The 21,445-nt window shown below is 53.5% G+C and carries 19 protein-coding genes; 7 read left to right on the forward strand and 12 right to left on the reverse strand.

Going from position 1 to position 21,445, the window contains the following annotated elements; genetic code table 11:
• Window positions 1–6: 6 nt before the first annotated feature.
• Window positions 7–1,182: a 4-hydroxybenzoate 3-monooxygenase gene (locus ACX1CU_RS10470; protein WP_459402488.1), complete on the forward strand. Its 1,176-nt coding sequence runs from the start codon at window positions 7–9 to the stop codon at window positions 1,180–1,182.
• A gap of 38 nt (window positions 1,183–1,220) precedes the next feature.
• Here the strand turns inward: ACX1CU_RS10470 and ACX1CU_RS10475 are convergent, their stop codons facing one another.
• Window positions 1,221–2,054 (reverse strand): IclR family transcriptional regulator domain-containing protein, encoded by an 834-nt coding sequence (locus ACX1CU_RS10475; protein WP_459402489.1) that lies wholly within the window; start codon window positions 2,052–2,054, stop codon window positions 1,221–1,223.
• A gap of 244 nt (window positions 2,055–2,298) precedes the next feature.
• Here ACX1CU_RS10475 and ACX1CU_RS10480 point away from each other — a divergent pair, with 244 nt between their 5' ends.
• Both ACX1CU_RS10480 and pcaC read left to right on the forward strand, forming a co-directional pair.
• Window positions 2,299–3,660 (forward strand): 3-carboxy-cis,cis-muconate cycloisomerase, encoded by a 1,362-nt coding sequence (locus ACX1CU_RS10480; protein ID WP_459402775.1) that lies wholly within the window; start codon window positions 2,299–2,301, stop codon window positions 3,658–3,660.
• Between the two features lie 9 nt (window positions 3,661–3,669).
• Window positions 3,670–4,059: a 4-carboxymuconolactone decarboxylase gene (gene pcaC / locus ACX1CU_RS10485; protein ID WP_459402490.1), complete on the forward strand. Its 390-nt coding sequence runs from the start codon at window positions 3,670–3,672 to the stop codon at window positions 4,057–4,059.
• A gap of 4 nt (window positions 4,060–4,063) precedes the next feature.
• On the opposite strand, the gene ACX1CU_RS10490 is transcribed toward pcaC, so the two are convergent.
• The 4 genes from ACX1CU_RS10490 to ACX1CU_RS10505 form a co-directional block, all read right to left on the reverse strand.
• Window positions 4,064–4,996 (reverse strand): LysR substrate-binding domain-containing protein, encoded by a 933-nt coding sequence (locus ACX1CU_RS10490; protein ID WP_459402776.1) that lies wholly within the window; start codon window positions 4,994–4,996, stop codon window positions 4,064–4,066.
• A gap of 81 nt (window positions 4,997–5,077) precedes the next feature.
• Window positions 5,078–5,704, reverse strand: coding sequence for a protocatechuate 3,4-dioxygenase subunit alpha (gene pcaG / locus ACX1CU_RS10495; RefSeq protein ID WP_459402491.1), 627 nt, complete (start codon window positions 5,702–5,704; stop codon window positions 5,078–5,080).
• On the reverse strand, window positions 5,704–6,429 hold the full coding sequence (gene pcaH, locus ACX1CU_RS10500) for a protocatechuate 3,4-dioxygenase subunit beta (RefSeq protein WP_459402492.1): 726 nt from the start codon (window positions 6,427–6,429) through the stop codon (window positions 5,704–5,706). The genes pcaG and pcaH overlap by 1 nt, the downstream gene beginning before the upstream one ends.
• A 151-nt stretch (window positions 6,430–6,580) precedes the next feature.
• Window positions 6,581–7,228, reverse strand: a complete 648-nt coding sequence (locus tag ACX1CU_RS10505; protein ID WP_459402493.1) for a TetR family transcriptional regulator — start codon at window positions 7,226–7,228, stop codon at window positions 6,581–6,583.
• A 216-nt stretch (window positions 7,229–7,444) separates the two neighbouring features.
• Between ACX1CU_RS10505 and ACX1CU_RS10510 the strand changes: the two genes are divergently transcribed.
• The gene (locus tag ACX1CU_RS10510) at window positions 7,445–9,307 is read left to right on the forward strand and encodes a bifunctional sugar phosphate isomerase/epimerase/4-hydroxyphenylpyruvate dioxygenase family protein (RefSeq protein ID WP_459402494.1); all 1,863 of its coding nucleotides are present in this window, start codon (window positions 7,445–7,447) and stop codon (window positions 9,305–9,307) included.
• A 7-nt stretch (window positions 9,308–9,314) separates the two neighbouring features.
• Here the strand turns inward: ACX1CU_RS10510 and ACX1CU_RS10515 are convergent, their stop codons facing one another.
• Complete coding sequence (locus ACX1CU_RS10515) at window positions 9,315–10,202, reverse strand: shikimate dehydrogenase (protein ID WP_459402495.1); 888 nt, start codon at window positions 10,200–10,202, stop codon at window positions 9,315–9,317.
• 481 nt (window positions 10,203–10,683) lie between these two features.
• Between ACX1CU_RS10515 and ACX1CU_RS10520 the strand changes: the two genes are divergently transcribed.
• Window positions 10,684–12,096, forward strand: a complete 1,413-nt coding sequence (locus tag ACX1CU_RS10520; RefSeq protein ID WP_459402777.1) for an MFS transporter — start codon at window positions 10,684–10,686, stop codon at window positions 12,094–12,096.
• 70 nt (window positions 12,097–12,166) lie between these two features.
• Here the strand turns inward: ACX1CU_RS10520 and ACX1CU_RS10525 are convergent, their stop codons facing one another.
• The 6 genes from ACX1CU_RS10525 to ACX1CU_RS10550 form a co-directional block, all read right to left on the reverse strand.
• Entirely contained in the window at window positions 12,167–14,443 is a 2,277-nt protein-coding gene (locus ACX1CU_RS10525; protein ID WP_459402496.1) for a M60 family metallopeptidase, read from the reverse strand.
• Window positions 14,444–15,003: 560 nt separating this feature from the next.
• Entirely contained in the window at window positions 15,004–15,975 is a 972-nt protein-coding gene (gene cmoB, locus ACX1CU_RS10530; RefSeq protein ID WP_459402497.1) for a tRNA 5-methoxyuridine(34)/uridine 5-oxyacetic acid(34) synthase CmoB, read from the reverse strand.
• A complete protein-coding gene (gene cmoA, locus ACX1CU_RS10535; protein ID WP_459402498.1) occupies window positions 15,972–16,715 on the reverse strand; it encodes a carboxy-S-adenosyl-L-methionine synthase CmoA in 744 nt (247 codons plus the stop codon). The genes cmoB and cmoA overlap by 4 nt, the downstream gene beginning before the upstream one ends.
• 104 nt (window positions 16,716–16,819) lie before the next feature.
• Window positions 16,820–17,215, reverse strand: a complete 396-nt coding sequence (locus ACX1CU_RS10540; RefSeq protein WP_459402499.1) for an MAPEG family protein — start codon at window positions 17,213–17,215, stop codon at window positions 16,820–16,822.
• 102 nt (window positions 17,216–17,317) lie between these two features.
• Window positions 17,318–18,133, reverse strand: coding sequence for a DUF72 domain-containing protein (locus ACX1CU_RS10545; protein ID WP_459402500.1), 816 nt, complete (start codon window positions 18,131–18,133; stop codon window positions 17,318–17,320).
• 67 nt (window positions 18,134–18,200) lie between these two features.
• Window positions 18,201–18,773: a hydrolase gene (locus ACX1CU_RS10550; protein ID WP_459402501.1), complete on the reverse strand. Its 573-nt coding sequence runs from the start codon at window positions 18,771–18,773 to the stop codon at window positions 18,201–18,203.
• 383 nt (window positions 18,774–19,156) lie between these two features.
• Between ACX1CU_RS10550 and aspS the strand changes: the two genes are divergently transcribed.
• Window positions 19,157–20,941: an aspartate--tRNA ligase gene (gene aspS / locus ACX1CU_RS10555; protein ID WP_459402502.1), complete on the forward strand. Its 1,785-nt coding sequence runs from the start codon at window positions 19,157–19,159 to the stop codon at window positions 20,939–20,941.
• Window positions 20,941–21,387 carry a dihydroneopterin triphosphate diphosphatase gene (gene nudB, locus ACX1CU_RS10560; protein ID WP_459402778.1) on the forward strand — a complete coding sequence of 149 codons (447 nt, stop codon included), beginning with the start codon at window positions 20,941–20,943 and terminating at the stop codon, window positions 21,385–21,387. The genes aspS and nudB overlap by 1 nt, the downstream gene beginning before the upstream one ends.
• Window positions 21,388–21,445 lie beyond the last annotated feature (58 nt).

The following is a 21,445-nucleotide window of genomic DNA, read 5'->3' on the forward strand; positions in this document are numbered from 1 at the left end:
AACGTTGTGCATAGACAAACACAAGTAGGGATTGTGGGGGCCGGGCCAGCTGGCCTGATGCTTTCTCATCTGCTGCACCTGCAAGGGATCGAATCTGTGGTGATAGAGACGCGCAGCCAGCAAGCGGTTGAGTCAACCATCCGCGCCGGTGTGTTGGAACAGGGAACGGTCGACTTGCTCAACCAGACAGGTTTGGGCGCACGTTTGGCGCGTGAAGGGGCCAAACATCAAGGGATTCGGCTGGCGTTTGATGGCAACCAGCACCGTATTGATTTGACTGAACTGACCGACAGAGAAATTACCGTTTACGCCCAGCATGAAGTGTTGAAAGACCTGATTGCCGCACGTCAGGCGGCACAGGGGCAACTGCTGTTTGAAGTGGAACAGGTATCGTTGCAGCAACTGGAGAGTGAACGTCCGCAGATCCACTATCGTCATCTTGACGAAGACCACATCATTAGCTGCGATTTTGTCATCGGCTGTGACGGTTTTCACGGCATCTGCCGGGCCGCGATGCCAGGAGGATTGCGTAAAGATTACACCCGCGTCTACCCCTTTGGCTGGTTTGGCATTTTGGTGGAAGCGCCACCTTCCTGCGACGAACTGATCTATGCCCGCCATGCGCGTGGTTTTGCTCTGATCAGCACGCGCTCTGCGCAGGTGCAACGCATGTATTTTCAGTGCGATCCGCAGGAAAAGGTGGAAGATTGGTCTGATGACCGGATCTGGAGCGAACTGGAAGCCCGGTTGGAAAACCGTGACGGTTGGTCATTAAAGCAGGGCAAGATCTTCCAGAAAAACGTGGTGGGTATGCGCAGTTTTGTGACCGAACCGATGCGCTATAAGCGTCTGTTGCTGGCCGGGGATGCGGCGCACATTGTGCCGCCGACTGGAGCGAAAGGGTTAAACCTGGCAATGGCCGATGTACGCCTGCTGGCTCAGGCGCTAGAAAGCCTGTATCGCCAGCGCAACTGGTCACATCTGGATGCTTACAGCGAGCAGGCATTGCAACGGGTATGGCGCGCTGAGCATTTTTCTTGGTGGATGACCAATATGCTGCATACCCAAGGGGAAAGCAGCTCGTTCCAGCAGCGCCTGCAACTGTCTGAACTGCAATATATGGTTAAATCGCGCAGCGCCATGACGATGCTGGCAGAAAACTATGTTGGTTTGCCATTTTAATCGCCCACCGCAGCCCGCAAGGGCTGCGATATTTAAAGCTAGGATAACAGTAGCGACAGCTCCTGAGCCCCGTCGCGCAGCGCTGGCAGAATGCGTTCGGTCAATTCGCTGACCGGCACCAACCCAGCCTGCACCCCGACGTTCAATGCCGCACCTACGCTGCCGTCTGCTGCCAGGATCGGCACAGCAATTGAACGCAGGCCGATTTCCAATTCCTGATCGTTGATAGCGTAACCTTGCGCCCGTACTTTTTTCAGCTCTTCTTTCAGGCTGCTGATGCTGGCCACGGTGTACTGCGTGTAACGCACCAGGCTGACGCGCTTGAGATAATTATTCAGCGCTTCTGGCGGTAAATGGGCGATCAGCACGCGCCCCATTGAGGTGGCAAAGGCGGGTAACCGGCTGCCGATGTCCAGATCGATGCTCATAATGCGTGAGCTGGAGGCGCGGGCAATATACAGAATGTCGTCACCGTCCAGCGTGGCGATTGAGCAGGACTCATTGAGCATCTGGCTGATGTGTTTCAGCACCGGCTGAGTGGCTTTGGCCAACGGAGTAGAGGCCAGATAAGGGTGGCCAAGCGTCAGAATGCGCGGACGCAGTTCGAAGTTTTTGCCGTCCTGCGCGTAAACAAACCCCAGTTTATTGAGCGTGTACAGGCACCGGCGTACTGCGGCGCGCGGGATGCCGGTTTTTTGGCTGATTTGCGAGATCGACATCAGCCGCCGCTGCGGCGTGAACGCTTGGATCACCTCCAGGCCGCGCGCCAATGAAGTCATAAAATTTGGGTCGCCCTTGAACGGATCGTTGCTGCTGCCAGCGACAAAACTGTGGTCTTCGGTGGAGGTGTCGGGGGAGGCGTTGCGCGTCATGGTCAGTTCCCTGTCGGTATCTGCGGATTTCGCACAGTGTATCCGATAATCGCCCATTTCGCGTTGCAGGCAGCAAGTTAGCGCGTGAAAACCGTGTTCTGATCACAAAATCTGATTGCAAATCAATCGGGATCCAATTATGTGCGATATGCGCACACTATAACGATTATCGCCCTTGACGCTGTTTGGTTAGCAAGGCTAACGTTGACGGGTTGCCCAGAGTGAATAGAGAACAGGAGAGATGATGGAATTATTGACACCGTTGCTACGGCCTTCCGCGATCAATAGCTGCTTTAGCGACGCGGCGGTTTTGCAAGGGATGCTGGATTTTGAGGCGGCATTGGCGCAGGCGCAGGCCGAAGCCGGTGTGATCCCATCCTCGGCAGCAGAAACCATCGCTCGCTGTTGCCAAAGCGAGCTGTTGGATGCGGGTTCACTGGCGAACGCTGCGGCACTGGCGGGCAATCTGGCGATCCCTTTGGTGCGCCAACTGACCGCGCGAGTGGCCGAACAGGATCCGCAGGCGGCGCGTTTTGTCCATTGGGGGGCAACCAGCCAGGATGCGATTGATACCGGGCTGGTGCTGCAACTGCGCAACGCATTAACGCAGACCGATAGCCAGTTGACGCAACTGATCGCGGCGCTGGTGCGCCAGATTGAAATTCACCACGAAACGCTAATGGTGGGGCGAACCTGGATGCAGCAGGCACTGCCGACCACTCTGGGGTTAAAGCTGGCAGGCACGTTGGATGCATTGCTGCGCTATCGCCAGCGGCTAACACAGATGCTGCCACGGGTGCTGGTGCTGCAATTTGGCGGTGCCGCCGGTACGCTCAATTCGCTGGGGGCAAAGGGCAAAGCGGTGTCGGCTCTGCTGGCGCAGCGTTTGCAGTTGACGGAAGCCGACACCCCTTGGCACAGCCAGCGTGACCGCTTACTAGAAGTGGCAGGCTGGTATGCCGGGCTGGCAGGAACGCTGGGCAAGCTGGCGCGGGATATCTCACTGCTGTGCCAGACCGAAATCGCTGAGGTTGCCGAACCGCAGGCCGAAGGGCGCGGGGGGTCTTCAACCATGCCACACAAGCGCAATCCGGTGTCCTGTGCGGTGATTTTGGCGGCGGCCATGCGCGCACCCGCGCTGGTGAGCGGCCTATATCAGGCGATGCTGCAAGAGCACGAACGTGGCCTGGGTGGTTGGCACGCCGAATGGGAAAGCTTGCCAGAACTGATGATGCTCAGCGCCGGGGCGCTGGCGGCCAGCGTGCCGCTGATTGATGGGTTGCAGGTTTTCCCGGCCCGCATGGCGGATAATCTGGCGTTGACCGGCGGGCTGATTCTGGCTGAAGCGGTCACCATGGCGTTGGGCGAACCCATGGGGCGCCTGAATGCTCACCGGCACATTGAGCAAGCTTGCCAACGCGCGCAGGCAGAGAATCTGTCTTTGCTGGCGGTGCTGGAACAGGATGAGCAGGTGCTGAAGTGGCTCGATCGCTCACAGCTGGCCGAACTGCTCGATCCGGCCAACGCGCTGGGCAGCGCATCGGTGTTTATCCAACAGGTTTTGGCACGCGCCAAAGCCACAACATCAATAACCGCTTATAACTGAGGAGCAAACATGGATGATAAACAGCGTTACCAGCAAGGGATCGCGGTGCGCCGCGAAGTGCTGGGGGATGCCCACGTTGATCGCACGCTGAGCAATCTGACGCCGCTCAACCAGGAGTTTCAGGACTTTATCAGCCGCTACGCCTGGGGGGAGATCTGGACTCGCCCCGGTTTAGCGCGCCATACCCGCAGCCTGATCACCATCGCGATGCTGATCGCCCTCAACCGGGAAGCGGAATTACGCATGCACCTGAAGGCAGCGTTCAACAACGGCGTCACCCGTGAAGAACTTAAAGAGGTGTTGATGCAAAGTGCGCTGTATTGTGGTTTACCCGCCGCCAATGCAGCGTTTCATTTGGCTGAAGCGGTGTTCGCCGAAATGGATGCGGCAGCAGGCTGAACGGCTAGGGTCGTATTGCCACTGCTTCGCGGCGCACCGCAGCGATAAAATCTTGCAACGCGCCGCCGGAGTGCTCCTGATTACGCACGATGATCCCCACCGGTTCCGAGGTTCCTGGCCCACTGAACGGCAGCGGCAGCAACCTGCCAGCGGTGAGATCGTCCTGCACCGCGCCGGAAGGCACGAACCACAGATAGTCGTATTGCAGCGTCAGCCGTCGTGCCAGCGAAGGTGACAGGGTTTCCACCCGTTGGGCCGGTAGGGAAAGGCCGCTGGCGGCCAGCAGCGCTTCGGCGTTCTGGCGCGGCACGGTGCCTTTGGGGGCAACAACCAACGGGTAGCGCAAGGCATTTTCCAGCGTCAGGGTTTCACGCAGCAGCGGGTGGGCGGGTTGCGCCACCACCTGCAACTCTTCTAGAAACAGCAATTCAAACAGCAGGCCGCTCATCATCTGTGGATCGGCCATGCGGCCAATCGCCAGATCCAGTTCGCCATTTTGTAACTGTGCCAGCAGCGCCGTATTGTGCGCGGTGGTGACCTGGATGCGCAGATGGGGGTGAAGCTGCTGAAAATGGGCAATTACCGGCGGCAATACGCCCAGCGCGGCAGTGGGCAGAGCACCCACGCGCAGCGGCGGCGGCAGAGCATGGGCCTGCTGCGCCAGCACGTCTCCAGCGTCGGCCAGCGCTGCCATAATGCGCTGCGCATGGGCCAGAAACACCTCGCCCTGCGCGGTCAGCCGTGCGCCGTGGCGGCCGCGATCGAACAGGGTGACGCCGGTCAGGGCTTCTAACTCGCTGAGGGTTTTCGACAGTGCCGGTTGGCTCAGATTCAGGCGTTCCGCCGCCCGGTGCAGGAAACCTTCCCGGGCGACGGCAACAAAGCAGTGGATATGACGCAGGCGAATACGCTGGGTAAAAACGCTGTTGTTATCTATCACGCGGCCACTCCGTCATCAAGGTTACGGCAGAGTAACTCATCTCCCTGCCGTTATGAACGGGATTGGCCGATCTCTGGATTACAAATCGAAAAATACCGTTTCATTTTCCCCTTGCAGCACAATATCGAACTGATAGAGGGTGCCGTCTGCGGTGGTTTTTTTGTGACCAATCAGCGTATTGCGCCGTACTTCCTGTTCGACCAGATTGAGCACCGGATCGGCCTGGTTAGCACTTTCCTCATCGGAAAAATACATGCGGGTATGCAGACCCAGGTTGATGCCACGCGCCACGATCCACAGGTTGACATGCGGTGCCATCAGCCTGCCATCGCGCCCAATGACCGCGCCGGGCTTGATGGTGTCAAAGGTATAAACACCGCTGGTGAAATCGGAGCAGGCTCGCCCCCAACCGCGAAAGTTAGGGTCCAGACTTTTGTCATGCTGGCGATCCTGCGGGTGTTGATAACGCCCAGCCGCATTGGCCTGCCACATTTCCAGCAGGACGTCACGCAGCGGCGTACCGCTGCCGTCGAACACCCGGCCTTCAATACGGATACGCTCGCCGCGGGTTTCGGCGTTGGTCAGCACCGGGCCAAAGTTGTTTTCGAAAATGTCAAAACCGGCGGCATGGGGGGCCAGGCCGATATGCACGTAGGGGCCAGCGGTTTGTGAAGGCGTTTCCAGCAGATAGGTATCTTTCAACATTAGGCTTTCCCCTGTAAGCGGTTTTCAAACAGCGTTGCGCGATGCCCACGCAGCACCAGATCAAAGCGATAAGCCAGGCTGTCGAGCTGCACGGAGGCGGATTTATCGAGGACCGAGATCAGTGAGCGCACCGCGTCATCGTCATTGATGGAACGCACGATCGGGCAGTGTGCAATCAGCGGATCCCCTTCGAAATACATCTGGGTGATCAAGCGTTGTGCAAAGGCGTCACCGGAGAGAGAGAAGTGGATATGCGCCGGGCGCCAGTCATTGACACGGTTGCGCCAAGGGTAGGGGCCGGGCTTGATGGTGCGGAAAACGTAGTAGCCTTTATCGTCGGTGAGCATGCGCCCGCAGCCGCCGAAGTTAGGGTCGATCGGCGCCAGATACTGATCTTTTTTGTGGCGATAACGACCACCGGCGTTGGCCTGCCATACTTCAACCAGCGTATTACGCATTGGTTGGCCGTTTTCGTCGCGCACGTAGCCGTGCACGATAATCCGCTCGCCAATCGGCATACCTTGCTTGGCGTAATTCAGGATCAGATCGTTGTCTAACGGCCCGAGTTCACTGCTGGAAAATACCGGGCCAGTGATCTCGGAAAGCGAATTCTGCAATGAGATCGGCGCATTACGCGGCGAGCGCAACACACTGCTTTTGTATTCCGGCGAGTAGGTTGGCGGATGGCGATCGCGATTACGTTGATACAGCTCGCTGCTGCTCATAGGGCACTCCTTATCGATAAGGTGAGGGGAATAGGCTTGACCCTCGGCAGTGTATAAGTGGCGAGTTGTTACAATAAAGTGAAATTTACATCGTATTTACATAGCCAAAAGTAATGTAATGCTATTGTGGCTGGGTAAAGGTTAGTGCTATTTACCGCGCCAAATAGCGGGTTGTGGCGACTACCGCCATTTTCCGGTGATGGGTAATCTGTTCTTCTGGCGATTGATTACTTTCAAAAAGCGTATTGAAAGTGTACTGGTTGGAGACGTGGTGGAAACACAGGCTACTGATCAAACGGTGGACGTCATGGGCGCTCACTTCGTCATTAAACAGTTGCTTGGCTTTGCCACGCGCCAGGATATCTTCCAGCAGCGTCAGGGCACTCTGGTTGAGCGCTCGGATATGCGGGGATTGGCTGATGTATTTACCGCGCATCATGTTTTCCATGCAGATCAACCGAATAAAGTCAGGATGCGTGACGTGGTAATTAAAGCTCTCCTCCACCAGCCTGACGATGGCTTCCGCAGGTGGCAGGGTATCCAAGGCTAACCCAGATTCATGATCGCGGATGTGCTGGTAGACGTGCTCCAGCACCGCCAGATACAGCGTTTCCTTGTTCTTGAAGTGATAGACCACCATGCGTTTGGTGGTTTCCGCCTGCTGGGCAATATTCTCCAGGCGCGCGCCTTTGAGGCCGTATTCGGCAAATTCCAGCAGTGCACTGGTAAAAATGCGCAGTTTCAAACCCTGGGGATCGTTTTTACGTTTGCCGCTTGGTGAGTCGATAGGATTTAACATCAAGAGGTTGGCAGTTGAGGGAACACCCGACAAGAGTAACTGCCGGACTCTTCCAATACAACCTTCGCTTTCCGGTTGTTTTGTGATCGCTGTTAAAGAGTTGTTACTGCCGCTTTGAACCTGTTTGACAATATGAACCTTTTGGTACAAAAGAGAGTGGCGCCGTGTTTTACCCGGTGCGGGAGGGTGTTTGGGTTATCAATAGGGGGGAGTCTTATGCTGCGTTCAATTGCCACGGTATCCATTGCGGGTACCTTACCGGAAAAGCTGGCAGCCATTGCTGCCGCTGGCTTTGATGGTGTAGAAATTTTCGAAAATGATCTGCTCTACTTTCCGGGTAAACCGGCAGAAATACGCCAGCGAGCACAGGATCTGGGCTTAGCCATTACCTTGTATCAGCCGTTTCGTGATTTTGAAGGCGCACCACGTTCACTGATGGCGGGTAATCTGGAACGCGCGCGGCGCAAGTTTGCGCTGATGCAGGAATTGGGGTGCGATCGCATGCTGTTGTGCAGCAATGTGTCGCCAGACAGTTGTGGCCAATTCGAGCAGCAGGTCGAGGACTTGGCGCAGTTGGCTGCCTTGGCGCAACAGCAGGAAATCGTGGTGGCCTATGAAGCGTTGGCCTGGGGCCAGCATGTCAACCGCTATCGGCAGGCTTGGGAGCGGGTGCGGGCGGTTGACAGCCCGGCATTGGGCTTGGCATTGGACAGTTTTCACATCTTAGCGTTGGGCGATCACCTGGATCAGTTGGATGATATTCCACTGGAAAAGATCGCCTTTCTGCAACTGGCAGATGCTCCGTGGTTGAACATGGAGGTCATCGAATGGAGCCGTCATTTCCGCTGCTTCCCCGGCCAGGGGGCGTTGCCGCTGGTGGAGTTTGCCGCTGCGCTGTTACGCAAAGGATATCGTGGCCCGTGGTCGCTGGAGGTGTTCAACGATGGTTTCCGCGCAGCGCCCAGTGCGGCAACGGCACAGGATGGCCTGCGTTCGCTATTGCTGTTGGAAGAGCAGGCGCAGGCCGCGCAGGGGCGAGTCGAGCGCGGATTGTTCAGCAGTGCGCCGTTGCCACAGCGCCAGGCGATCGAATTTCTGGAGTTTGCCGTTAATGCCGCAGAATCCGATGAACTGGCGCGCTGGCTTGGGCAACTGGGGTTCAGCCACTGCGGCGATCATCGTTCCAAGCGCGTGGCGCTTTACCAGAATGGTGGGGTCAGAGTAGTGCTTAACCAGCAGCCAGACTCCTTTGCCGCTGGCTACCGTGAGCAACACGGCGCTTCGCTGTGCGCTCTGGCCTGCCGCAGCGATCGCCCTCAGGCATTGTTACAGCGAGCCAGAGATTTTGCCTATCCGTCTTATCAGGGGCAGGTTGGCCCTAATGAGCATGAGATCCCGGCGCTTTGTGCGCCGGATGGCGGCCTGATTTACCTGTTTGGCGAGCAGACCAGCGACGTGTATCAGGATGATTTTCACCTGCAACCACCGCTTGATATTTCAGGCCCGCAGTTGCAGGGGATTGATCATCTGGCCTTGGCGATGCCTGCCGGTTCGCTGGAGAACTGGGTGATGTTCCTGCGCAGCGTTCTAGGAATGCAGGCGGATGGCGAGCAGTTGCTGCCCGATCCTTACGGGCTGGTACGTAGCAAGGCGTTGCATACGCCTTGCTACGGTATCCGTTTACCGCTGAACGTTTCGCAAAGCCTGGGAACGCTCAGCGCGCGCACCGTGGAGGCTTATCATGGCAGCGGGTTACAGCACGTGGCTTTCTCTACGGCCGATATTTTTCAGGCGGTGGCTAGCGCCAGGCAAAATGGCGTGGCGCTGCTGACCATCTCAGATAACTACTACGACGATCTGGCAACCCGGTTTAGCCTGGATGCGGGATTCGTTGCTTGCCTGAGGCAGCACCATATTCTTTACGATCGCGATCCGGCGGGGGGCGAATTGCTGCATGTTTACACCCAGCCGTTTACCGGCGGGTGTTTCTTCTTTGAACTGCTGGAAAGGCGCGGTGGCTATAGCCAGTACGGTGCGGCCAATGGTGCGGCACGCCTGGCGGCGATGCGCCAGGGTTAGCTCTGGCCTATACGCCGGTATTACAGGCCTGCTGAAAAATCTCTAGCATATGTTCGCGGTCCGGTTGCAGGCCGGTGTAAAGCTCAAACGCTTGGGCGGCCTGGAATACCACCATACCGTCGCCGCCAATCGCCTGGCAGCCTTTGGCGCGCGCGCGCAGGACCAACTCCGTTTCCCGCGGAACGTAAATCACATCGGCCACCCAGTGGCGCGGTGTTAACCAGTCAACATTGATCGGCATGCCGGGGTGGCCGCTCATGCCGATCGGCGTTGCCTGCACCAGGCCGCTGCTGTTGGCCAATGCCTGCTGCGGGTTTTCGGTAATGCTGACGCGATCGGAACCAAAATGCAGTAACAACTGCTGATACAGTGCTTCACTGCGTGCCGTATCGCGATCGTACAACGCCAGATGTTTGACGCCATATTCCAACAGACCGTAGGCACTGGCGCTGCCTGCGCCGCCAGCGCCAACCTGCAACACGTGTTCAATATTCACGTCTGGCAGATTGCGGCGGAAATGGCTAATAAAACCGGGGCAGTCGGTATTGTGACCGATACGCTGGCCGTGGCGAAACAGGACGGTATTGACCGCACCAATCGCGCTAGCCTGCGGTGAGAGTTGATCCAGATAAGGGATGATTTGCTGTTTGAACGGGTGAGTGACGTTACAGCCGGTAAAACCGAGGGTTTCCAGGCTGCGCAACACATCCGGCAGGGCTTCTGCGCCCCAGCCACGCTGGGTAAAGTCCAGTAGTTGGTAACTGCAACGCAAGCCCTGGCGACGGGCTTCGTGTTCGTACAACTGGGGGGACAGAGAGCCTTGAATATCTTTACCTAACAGGGCCAGCAGATAAAGCGGTGGGCGCGATGCTGCAAAAGTAGTGTTCGCATTCATGATGAGCTCCGATTGTCTCAAGGTGTGGCTAGGTTGCCAGTGTCATCATAAAATGAACCATATGGTTCTTTGTGTAAACGTTTGGTATGAGATTTGTGACAGCTGTCAAAGGTGATGCAGAGGTGTCGACTAAGCTGCAAGCCACTGGATATGATGCGCTTCACATATTTGCAACAATATTTTTACCCTTTGCGTTTGTGATAAACGGCGTAAGTAAGAAATATCATTTCATTTAATTTCAATGCATTAAACAGCTATTTAGTTGTAAAATACGCTGAGTTAACCGAAAATAAACGTACCAAACAGTTCGATAACCGCCCAAATTATCGCATTACCCCATTGCTGCCACCCGTGCGAATTCTTACATTCTAGGTACGATATACGAATCATCGGGCGATAATCGCCCGCTTTATCGTTGTTGTTGCCATCGTTCGCAGGTGTATGGCTCGACGACGCGGAGATAGATTCTACCGCGTTCATGATGAGCAACGTCTGCGGCATAGCCGAATGTACGGAGGGAAATATTGTGGCTGCAAACGAGATAGATGTAAGGGAATTGATTAACCAGCGTCCCTTGGGGCGTTTTCAAAAGCTGATTATCTGCTTGGGATTCATTGTGATTGCCCTAGATGGCTTCGATATTACCCTGATGGGGTTTATTGCGCCGGAGCTGAAATCGCAATGGGGTGTCGCTAACCAACAGTTGGGTTGGGTGATCAGCGCCGCGCTGGTCGGGTTAACGCTCGGGGCGCTGCTCTCTGGCCCGCTGGCGGATCGGCTAGGCCGCCGGGTAATTATTATCAATAGCGTATTTTTCTTCGGGTTCTGGACCATCGTCACCGCCTTCTCGCAGAATATCGATCAGATGATCTTTTTCCGCTTTATGACCGGGCTGGGCATGGGCGCGGCGATGCCCAATGTTGGTACGCTGATCTCCGAATACGCGCCGGAGAAAAAACGGTCGTTCCTGATCACCGTGGTGTTCTGCGGCTTTACCTTTGGTGCTGCGATCGGTGGATTTGCCGCTTCCTGGCTGATCCCGCGCTTCGGCTGGCATTCTCTGCTGCTGTTAGGCGGGATTTTGCCGTTGTTGAGCGTGCCATTGTTGCTGCTGAAATTGCCGGAATCGGTGCGCTTTCTGGTCACTAAACGCGCCAGCGCACAGCGCATTCGCAAGATCGTTGAAAAACTGGCACCGGGCAGCACCCACCCAGAAACCCGCTTTACGCTACCGCCGCTGGTGGGTGAGGGCAAAGGAGCGGTGCGTATTGTTGTCTCACGTGATTACCGCTTCGGTAGCGTTATGCTGTGGATCGGGTATTTTATGGCGCTGTTTCTGGTCTATCTGTTGGGCAGTTGGTTGCCGACGCTGGTGAAAGAGATCGGCCTTAGCGTTGCACAGGCGGCGGTGATCACGGCGCTGTATCAGGCGGGTGGAACTTTCGGTTCTCTGTTTGCCGGTTGGATGATGGATCGGGTTAACCCGCATCGGGCGCTGGGGTGTATTTATCTGGTGGGAGCGGCCTTTACCTTGTCGATTGGCTTGGCGTCACACAGCGAGATCTTACTGGGGCTGCTGGCCTTCGGCTGTGGTTTTTGCCTCAACGGTGCCAATACCGGCATGAACGCACTTTCTGCTGGCTATTACCCCACCGAAGCACGCGCTACCGGTTCCAGTTGGATGCACGGCATTGGCCGTACCGGTGCCATACTGAGCGCCTTTGCCGGAGCGCAAATGTTGGCGCTGGAGTGGGAGTTTGCTCAGGTATTTGCCATCATTGCGATTCCGGCGTTGATCACCGCCTGTGCCATTTTCGCTAAAGGGATATGGGGATATAACCGGCAGCCGGTTATGCCCCAAGAAGAGCGGGTGCAGCAGTCAACGGTAGCCTAAGGCTGGCAGCACAGGCGTTGCGTCTGTGCTGCCTTTAGTTTGCGCCAACTATAAACAGCATTTAAGGCATTTAGTTAAAGACTTTCTTTAACAATAAGTTGCTCATCTGATAGACATCTGCGGACATGCCAGGTGAACCTGGTGCTACGTATAGTAATATTTCGTCTTTTGGGTTTAGAGAAACATTTTGGGTTATTGTTACAATATTCGGATTAGTATGGGTTAGGGTTAAATAATACTTTATACCTTGGTAAAACTCCCCTAGATACTGCCCGTTTTTTGTAAGCACTACTCGCTGATCGCTATAAAACAGGTCGGACGGTAGCGAAACTGTAAAACCTGTTGCAGTCCAATCGAAAGAAATGTTATCCAAAGAAATATCGTCAAACTTTTCTGGCGTAGCCGGTGCTGTTAGTAGCTCTTGCGAAGCCAACAGTACTCCCTCTGATATATTGGTTCGCTCTCCAGGCTGCCCTGGTACTTTATATATCTCTATTTTATCGCCATCATATAATGGATTGCGATTAAAGATGTTGAGTTTTTGGTTAGTCTTGCTATTGGCAAGATAGTAACTAACGCCATTGTATGTTTCGCCTAGGTACTTGCCGTTATATAAGAAGAGGATTCTTGTTTTACTATTGAATAAACCAATATCCATTGTGCTTTCAAAGCCAGCATCACTGACGTTTAAGCTTATATCACCGGTATGAATTTTGGATATCAAGTGAGTGCTCGCAGAGAAATCAATTGGCTGCCCTGGTGTCCCAGGAACCAGATAGACATCTATTTTATCACCATAAGAGGGTTTGTTTTTTACATACACCACAGTGGTTACATAAGGGTTGGAAGTGTCTTTCTGAGAATAATAATGTTTACCCGCATAGGTCTCAAAAGCATATTGACCGTTATGGTAAACAACAAATCGTTGGTTACTAGAGAAAACTTCATTACTCAATGTTAAACTGATTTTATCAGCCTGTATACGTAAAGAAGGAACAATCACAGGATTAGAGTCTGTACTTTTCCAAATCTCTTGTGTCAATATGTCCAGATTTAGTTTTTTAATTTCAGCTTTCGTATCATTAGAGGGCAATAATCCCCACATTGCAAAAAAAGGAGTCAAGTCGTAGCCTGATACTTTTGAGGCCATATAGATAAATATTTGCTCTTTACCATATACATTGATTTCAGTTCGATTTTTTTCTCGATACTCACGGTGTAACCGTGGATAGAATTGATCCCCGAAGCTTAGTGACAATTGATGTAACATCCCTAACTTCACGAATAGGTCTTCAATCTGGATATAGTCTTTATCTTGCTGAGGGCGGTCTAAATATTCGAATATTCTAGCGTAAATATCTTCGCTTTCTAATCTCGATGTCTGGCCAAGCAGTTTTTCTGCGGCTAAACTATAAATATTGACGGTAACTTCCGTCATTTGATTAAAGTTCATCGCCAAGCTTTGCTGCTGATGTCCATTTTCATGCATTGGGCCCCAAGCTTTTGAGATAAATCCATCTAACACGGCATTTATACTATTATTTACATAGGCTGTACGGTATGTCTTTGTGTACATATATAAACTACTTTTTGTATCTTGAATCATATGTCGGTAATGGTGATCTTGTTTGTTTGGACCGTTTTGCTCATCATAGCCAGCGGTATGATCTTGAGCAGCTAAAACAATATCAAGCCTTTCCAGTAAAGTTACCGGGTCGGTTGCATTCTTTTGTAAATAGTATTGGGCGACAGCACCGTAGGTTGCGGTAATTAATCCACGCTCGCTAATAAATTCGACATAAGGAGCATTTTTATATTTATCTAACATCGCCATCAAGTCAGACATTGAATGGTGATATTTTTCGAAGACCGGAATATGGGAGCCACCCTGTACTGAGATAGCAACATCTCCTGTTCCCTCTTCATTAGAAAGATACAAAACCCCACCTTTTGGTGATGATATTATGTTCTTGCCGGGTTGTAGTTTAAATGATTTTTCATCCCAAGAATTTGATGAACCATATAACGCATAGGATTGAATATAAGCAAATACATTTGCCTTTGAGGAAACATTAATGGTTAATGTTTCATTTGCTCTGGTATAGATACCCGTTGGTTCATATCTGCTCCATGTGGCCCACGATTCACGCAGTTGAGAACTCGCTACTTCAGAGGCTATTCCTTTGCCTTTTATTTTAAAGTCTCTTTGCTCATAAATATGTGGAACAGGCCAAATAGCCTCATTAGGTTCTAAAGCAGCTGCATTCGCATTTAGAGGTAATATAATGCTTAAAACTATTCCTAATACTGAAAAGACGAGTAGTTTTAAAATTTTCATAACACGCATTATTTCAATTCCTTTTATTGTTTTTGATAAAAATATCAGTTCCACATGTCACGCTGTAGAGGTATGTATTCTTTATTTGTATGTTTGTGATTTCCTTATATGAATTGCTTGTGGTCTAATTCAGCCATTGAGAGCTCGTTGCATTTCCCGACACTAAAAGATAAGACTTTGCTATAATTTTAATAAGCCTCTCAGGATTAGCTATGTCAGCGCCTTTCTACAACTCGATTTATTCAGGGCATGAATGAGTTTTTGACTTCAGCATGAAAATTATTGCATTTACATACAACATGAAGCCTATTGAGTATAAATAATTGGATAAGAACAATCCAAATAAAAATAGCTACTCTGTGAGAAATACATCAATAAATGTTCTGTATGTAAAGTGCTACTTCTATATCTTGGATAATTTGAATTGCAGAAAGGTGCGCCGTCGAGCAGCGATTTGAACAGCTTACAGAGCGAGCCTCAATAATGAGGCTCGCAGTCGACAGGAGTTTACGGGGGTATAACTTGAAGTCTGACGGGTAGAGTCTTAACTGGCCGGAGAAAACCCTTGTTCAGGGTTTTCTCGCGGTTAATACCGCACGCAGTGGCGCTGGGTAGCCTTCAATGGTCTTGCTGCGATCGTTTGGATCAAGGAATTCAGCCAAGGATTCGCTGGTCATCCAACCGGTACGGCGCTGCTCTTCGGTGCTGGTGATACACATGTCAGCAATCTTGACGTCGACAAAACCACATTTCTCCAGCCAACATTTCAGCGCTTCTGCGGAAGGGATAAAGTAAACGTTACGCATCTGCGCATAGCGATCGCCCGGTACCAGTACCTGATGGCGATCGCCTTCTACCACCAGCGTTTCCAGCACCAGTTCCCCTTCGGCAACCAGTTGGTTTTTCAGCTGATACAGATGATCCAGCGGTGAGCGGCGATGATACAGCACGCCCATAGAGAACACGGTGTCGAACGCTGCCAATTCCGGCAGTTGTTCAATACCCAGCGGCAGTACATGAGCGCGTTGATCTCCGCCCAACAGTTTGCGCACGGCCTCAAACTGGCAGAGGAATAACTGCATCGGGTCGATACCCACCGCCAGATGGGCGCCTTCGCCGATCATCCGCCACAGGTGATAACCACTGCCGCAGCCGACGTCGAGAATGGTGCGACCGGCCAGCGGGGCAATGTGTGGCAGAACGCGATCCCATTTCCAGTCGGAATGCCATTCGGTATCGATATCAATGCCATACAGAGAAAACGGCCCTTTGCGCCACGGCATCAGGGTACGCAGCATCTTCTCGATGCCTTCGAGCTGGCCGGGCGACAGCGGTTGATCCATGTCGGCGCGCACGCCGTGCAGTAGATCGAGATGCGTCGGGGTCAGTTGCGGCAAATGCTCTACCGAGTTGAACCACTGTTTGAACTTGCCATGCAGCGATTCACGCTGCCAGGCGCTGATTTGCGCGGGCAGGGTATCCAGCCAATGGCTGAGTGGCCCTTTGGCAATGCGCTGATAAAAATCACCAAACTCAATCATGCGGTTTCTCCCGATTTCAGAGCGATCAGCGAACCAAAGTTAAAGCATTGGAACCAGACTTCTGCGTGTTCAAAACCTGCCTGCCGCAGCCGTGCTTTATGGGCTTCTACCGAATCTGTCAGCATCACGTTTTCCAACATGCTGCGCTTTTGGCTGATTTCCAGCTCGCTGTAGCCGTTAGCACGCTTGAAGTCATGATGCATATTGAACAGCAGTTCACCCACGTCGCTATCTTCAAAGCTGAATTTCTCCGACAGCACCAGCGCGCCGCCGGGCCGCAGCCCACGGTACACTTGCTGTAGCAGGCGCAGGCGATCGGCTGGCTCAAGGAATTGCAGGGTAAAGTTCAGCACCACCATCGAAGCATTTTCGATGTTGATATCCAGAATATCCGCTTCAACCACGTCGACGGGCGTCTCGGCGCGGAAGGCGTCGATGTGCCGGCGGCAACGTTCGACCATCGCCGGTGAATTATCGACGGCGATAATCTTACAGCCAGCCACGTTGATGTTCCGCCGCATCGACAGCGTTGCAGCACCAAGTGAACAGCCAAGGTCATACACCTGGCTGCCCGGTTGGACAAAGCGTTCGGCCAGCATGCCAATCATCGAGATGATATTGGAATAGCCCGGAACGGAGCGCTGGATCATGTCAGGGAAAACTTCGGCGACGCGTTCGTCGAAGGTCCAGTCGCCCAATTTGGCGATCGGTGCGGAAAAAAGAGTATCGCGGTTTGGCATAGCGGCAAATCAGGTCAGAATTCGAAGGCGCGTATACTAGCAGAAAAAGACGGGAAATAATGTATACCCGTCGTCTTTCAAACTGTAGCGGTACAGCGGGGGGATCAATGCAGGCTTAAAACCAGATCCCAGGGCAGATAGACGATATTGGCGATGACCATCAGGATTAACGAGATATAAGTGGCCGCCATTCCTGAACGGCGCCAACTGACCTCGCGGTTACGCAAGCCATAATAGTGCACCAGCCTGCCCGCCATCAGCAGCAGACCACAAAGATGAATCATCCAGACTTCAGCACCGTTCATCTCCATAATCACCAGCAGGACGGTGGCGATAGGGATGTATTCTACGGCATTGCCATGTACACGGATCGCGGTTTGCAGCTCGTAGAAGCCACCGTCGCCGTAGGCGACACGATACTGCATTCTTAATCTAACGACGTCATAAGAGAGTTTGATCAACAACAATGCGCCGAGCACCACATAGAGCGCGCTTACCATTTTTAACTCCATTCCCTAATTAAATCAGGCCACCAGCATGATAGCTGCCATTGTGGTTACTGTCGCGAGGAAAAAACTGATGCAATCGGTCAGATTTATCGCTCAAAACAAGGCGTTCTGTTCTGGCCAGTCGGGCGGCGCCGGTAAATTCGGAATAGTCTGGTGCAGCTGTTGCCAGATTTTTTGTGCCTGCTGTGGTGAATCAGCGTTATCTGGCGTATGAATGAACAGATAAGGTTGATGCTGTTGCTGCCAGAGCGGGAGCTTCTGCTGCCAGGGCGCAAACCAGCGCAAATTATCATCCAGTACATCCCCGCCGATAAAGCGCACCAACGGATTGTTGGCGGTGACGATCGCGTGTACCGGTAATTTGGGCTTCTTCTGCTGTGCATCGCGAACGGCTGCGGTGTTTGGCTTGGCATTATGCACCGGGCGGCTGTCCAGGATCACTCGGTTGATGCCGCGCTGATGCAACCCTTGGTTAAGCGCTAATTCGTCCTCGCCTTTGGCGAAAAATGCCGGATGGCGCACTTCCACGCCGTAGGTAAAGGCTTGCGGCAGGGCATCGAAAAACTGCCACAGGATGGGTAAGTGCTCAGGGCTGAAAGCGGCAGGTAGTTGCAGCCAAAGCTGCCCAATGCGTGAATGGATCGGGCTCAGGCAATCATAAAATGCCTGGATTTCGGCGGCGCAGTTGCGCAGCGCGGCTTTATGGCTGATATCTGACGGGAATTTGAAACAAAAGCGGAAATCATCGCTGGTCATATCGCGCCAGCGATGGACTATTTCCAGCTTCGGCAACGCGTAGAAGGTGGTATTGCCTTCCACGCAGTTAAAATAACGGCTGTAATCTGCCAGATCGCGCAGCCCGATGCGATTCCAGGCTGAGTGTTGCCACTGCGGTAATCCGATATACATCAATCTGTGGTCTTCCTAGTATATCCGTCGTTTTCCAAGCCACAACCTAGCAGGTTTTCAGATTGCGTTACAGTGCCGCCAGGATCTCGCTGGTGCTGCGCACGCGGGCAATGCGTGGGAAGATATGGTCGAAGGCAAACTGGTGCATCTCGGTGCTATAGGTGCTGCACATGTCTTCGGCGATCACCAGTTCATAACCCAGTTCCCAGGCGTTGCGGGCGGTGGATTCCACGCCGATGTTGGTGGCAATACCGCCCAGCACGACTGACTTGATGCCACGGCGGCGCAGTTGCAGATCGAGATCGGTGCCGTAGAACGCGCCCCACTGGCGCTTGGTGATCAGGATATCGCTGTCGCTCACCGCCAGTTCCTCTGGGAATTGCCACCACGAATCTGGCAGGCCGCCGACCGGTGCTGGAGAAGGTTTATCCACCGACTGTTTCAATGCTTCGGCAAAAGAGTCTGACCAGCCGACGCGCACCAGAAATACCGGCGCCCCCAAGGCACGGAAGCGGCCTGCCAGGTGGGCGGCATGGGTGACCACCTGGTTGGCACTGTGCGGGCCAACGGCGAAGGGCAGAATGCCATCTTGCAAGTCGATAAGTACCAAGGCGGTGGATTGGGGGTCAAGTTTCAACATTGGGATCCGTCTCATAGTGGATAAAATTTGTGCCGTCAGGCACATGGGGCAATGGCTGGGCAGCAAGCCGTTGCCTGAGGCTACGTGAAAAACTGCTGTGAGTTAGTAGAAAATTTGTTAATTGATGTGTTACGCCTGAAGAGGATGCCCGATTTAGCGTTACAACAATGCAGTGTTCGCTCTTATCTGGAGCATGAATTTCCTTTATAATGGCCGCCTTTTTTCACCAATCTTTAATCCAACGACCTATACCAACGGATTTCACGTTTCAGCTCTGGTTGAACACGGGCGATCACGCTGCGACAGGTATAGATAACCGCCGTGCGGACAAGAGCAATAATGCAACATTCCGGCGGAGTCGGCTTAAGTCAAAAGGATAGCGTATGCGTACTGAATATTGCGGGCAGTTGAATCTGGCCCATGTCGGCCAGGAAGTCACTTTATGCGGTTGGGTCAACCGTCGTCGCGATCTGGGTGGCCTGATTTTCATTGATATGCGTGACCGCGCAGGCATCGTGCAGGTGTTTTTCGATCCGGACCAGAAAACGGCGTTCGACAAAGCGTTCGAACTGCGTAACGAGTTCTGTATCCAGATCGTTGGCACCGTCCGCGCCCGCCCGGATACTCAGATCAATAAAGATATGGCTACCGGTGAAGTGGAAGTGTTCGCTCACGGCCTGGAGATCATCAACCGTTCCGAGCCGTTGCCGCTGGACTCCAACCAGATCAACACCGAAGAAGCACGCCTGAAATACCGTTATCTGGATCTGCGTCGCCCGGAAATGGCCGATCGCCTGAAAACCCGCGCCAAAATTACCAGCTTCGTGCGCCGCTTTATGGATAGCCACGGTTTCCTCGATATCGAAACCCCGATGCTGACCAAAGCCACGCCAGAAGGTGCCCGTGACTATCTGGTGCCGAGCCGGGTACATAAAGGCAAGTTCTACGCGCTGCCGCAGTCCCCGCAGTTGTTCAAACAACTGCTGATGATGTCCGGTTTCGATCGTTATTATCAGATCGTTAAATGCTTCCGCGACGAAGATCTGCGCGCCGACCGTCAGCCTGAATTCACCCAGATCGACGTAGAAACCTCCTTCATGACCGCCGATCAGGTGCGTGAAGTGATGGAACAACTGGTACATGAACTGTGGCTGGACGTGAAGGGCGTTGATCTAGGGGCATTCCCGATCATGACCTTTGCCGAAGCGATGCGCCGTTACGGTTCCGATAAACCCGACCTGCGTAACCCGCTGGAATTGGTGGACGTGGCCGATCTGGTCAAAGACGTCGAGTTTAAAGTGTTCTCCGGCCCGGCGAACGATGCCAAAGGCCGCGTAGCGGCGATTTGTGTGCCGGGTGGCGCGCAGTTGACCCGCAAGCAGATCGATGAATACGGTGCTTTTGTTAACATCTACGGTGCTAAAGGGTTGGCATGGCTGAAAGTTAACGACCGTGCCGCTGGCATGGAAGGCGTACAAAGCCCAATCGCCAAATTCCTCAGTGCAGAAGTGTTGGAAGCGGTGCTGGCGCGTACTAATGCGCAAACCGGCGACATCCTGTTCTTCGGCGCAGACAGCTTCAAGATCGTCACCGATGCGATGGGCGCACTGCGTCTGAAACTGGGCCGCGATCTGGGGCTCACCAAGCTCGACAGCTGGGCACCGCTGTGGGTGGTGGATTTCCCAATGTTCGAAGAAGATGGCGAAGGCGGCTTGGCGGCGATGCACCATCCGTTCACCGCACCACGCGATATGAGCCCGGAAGAGTTGGCCAAAGACCCAACTTCTGCCATCGCTAACGCCTACGACATGGTGTTGAACGGCTACGAAGTGGGTGGTGGTTCCGTGCGTATTCACCGCGGTGAAATGCAGCAGACGGTATTTGGCATTCTCGGCATCAACGAGCATGAGCAGCGCGAGAAGTTCGGCTTCCTGCTGGATGCGTTGAAGTACGGTACGCCACCGCACGCCGGTCTGGCTTTCGGCCTGGATCGTTTGGTGATGTTGCTGACTGGTACGGAAAACATCCGTGACGTGATCGCCTTCCCGAAAACCACCGCTGCGGCCTGCTTGATGACCGATGCGCCAAGCTTCGCCAACCCGGCCTCCTTGCAGGAGCTGGCGATCAGCGTAGTGAAGAAAGCCTCGGCCGAGCAAGAGAGCGAGTGATGAATTACAAGCGGCCCGAGTCGATTCTGGTGGTGATTTATGCGCAATCCAGTGGCCGGGTGCTGATGTTACAGCGGCGTGATGATACCGAATTCTGGCAGTCGGTGACCGGCAGCCTGGAAGAGGGGGAGTCGCCGCCGCATGCCGCACAGCGTGAAGTCAGAGAAGAAATTGGCATCGACATCAGCGCAGAAGATTTACCGCTGCTCGATTGCCAACGCTGTGTGGAGTTTGAACTCTTCGTCCATTTGCGGCATCGCTATGCGCCAGGAACCACGCGTAATAAAGAGCACTGGTTTTGCCTGGCGCTGCCCGAAGAGCGTGATCCGGTATTGACCGAACATCACGCCTACCAATGGCTTGAGGCGGCGGACGCCGTCAAACTGACCAAGTCGTGGAGCAATCAGCAGGCGATTGAAGAGTTTGTGATCCATTCTATACCCTGAATAATTCGAGGTGCAGGAATGCCAGCGTACCTGCACCTTGAAGTATGAGGGGTATATC

The organism is Serratia sp. D1N4, assembly GCF_054552755.1.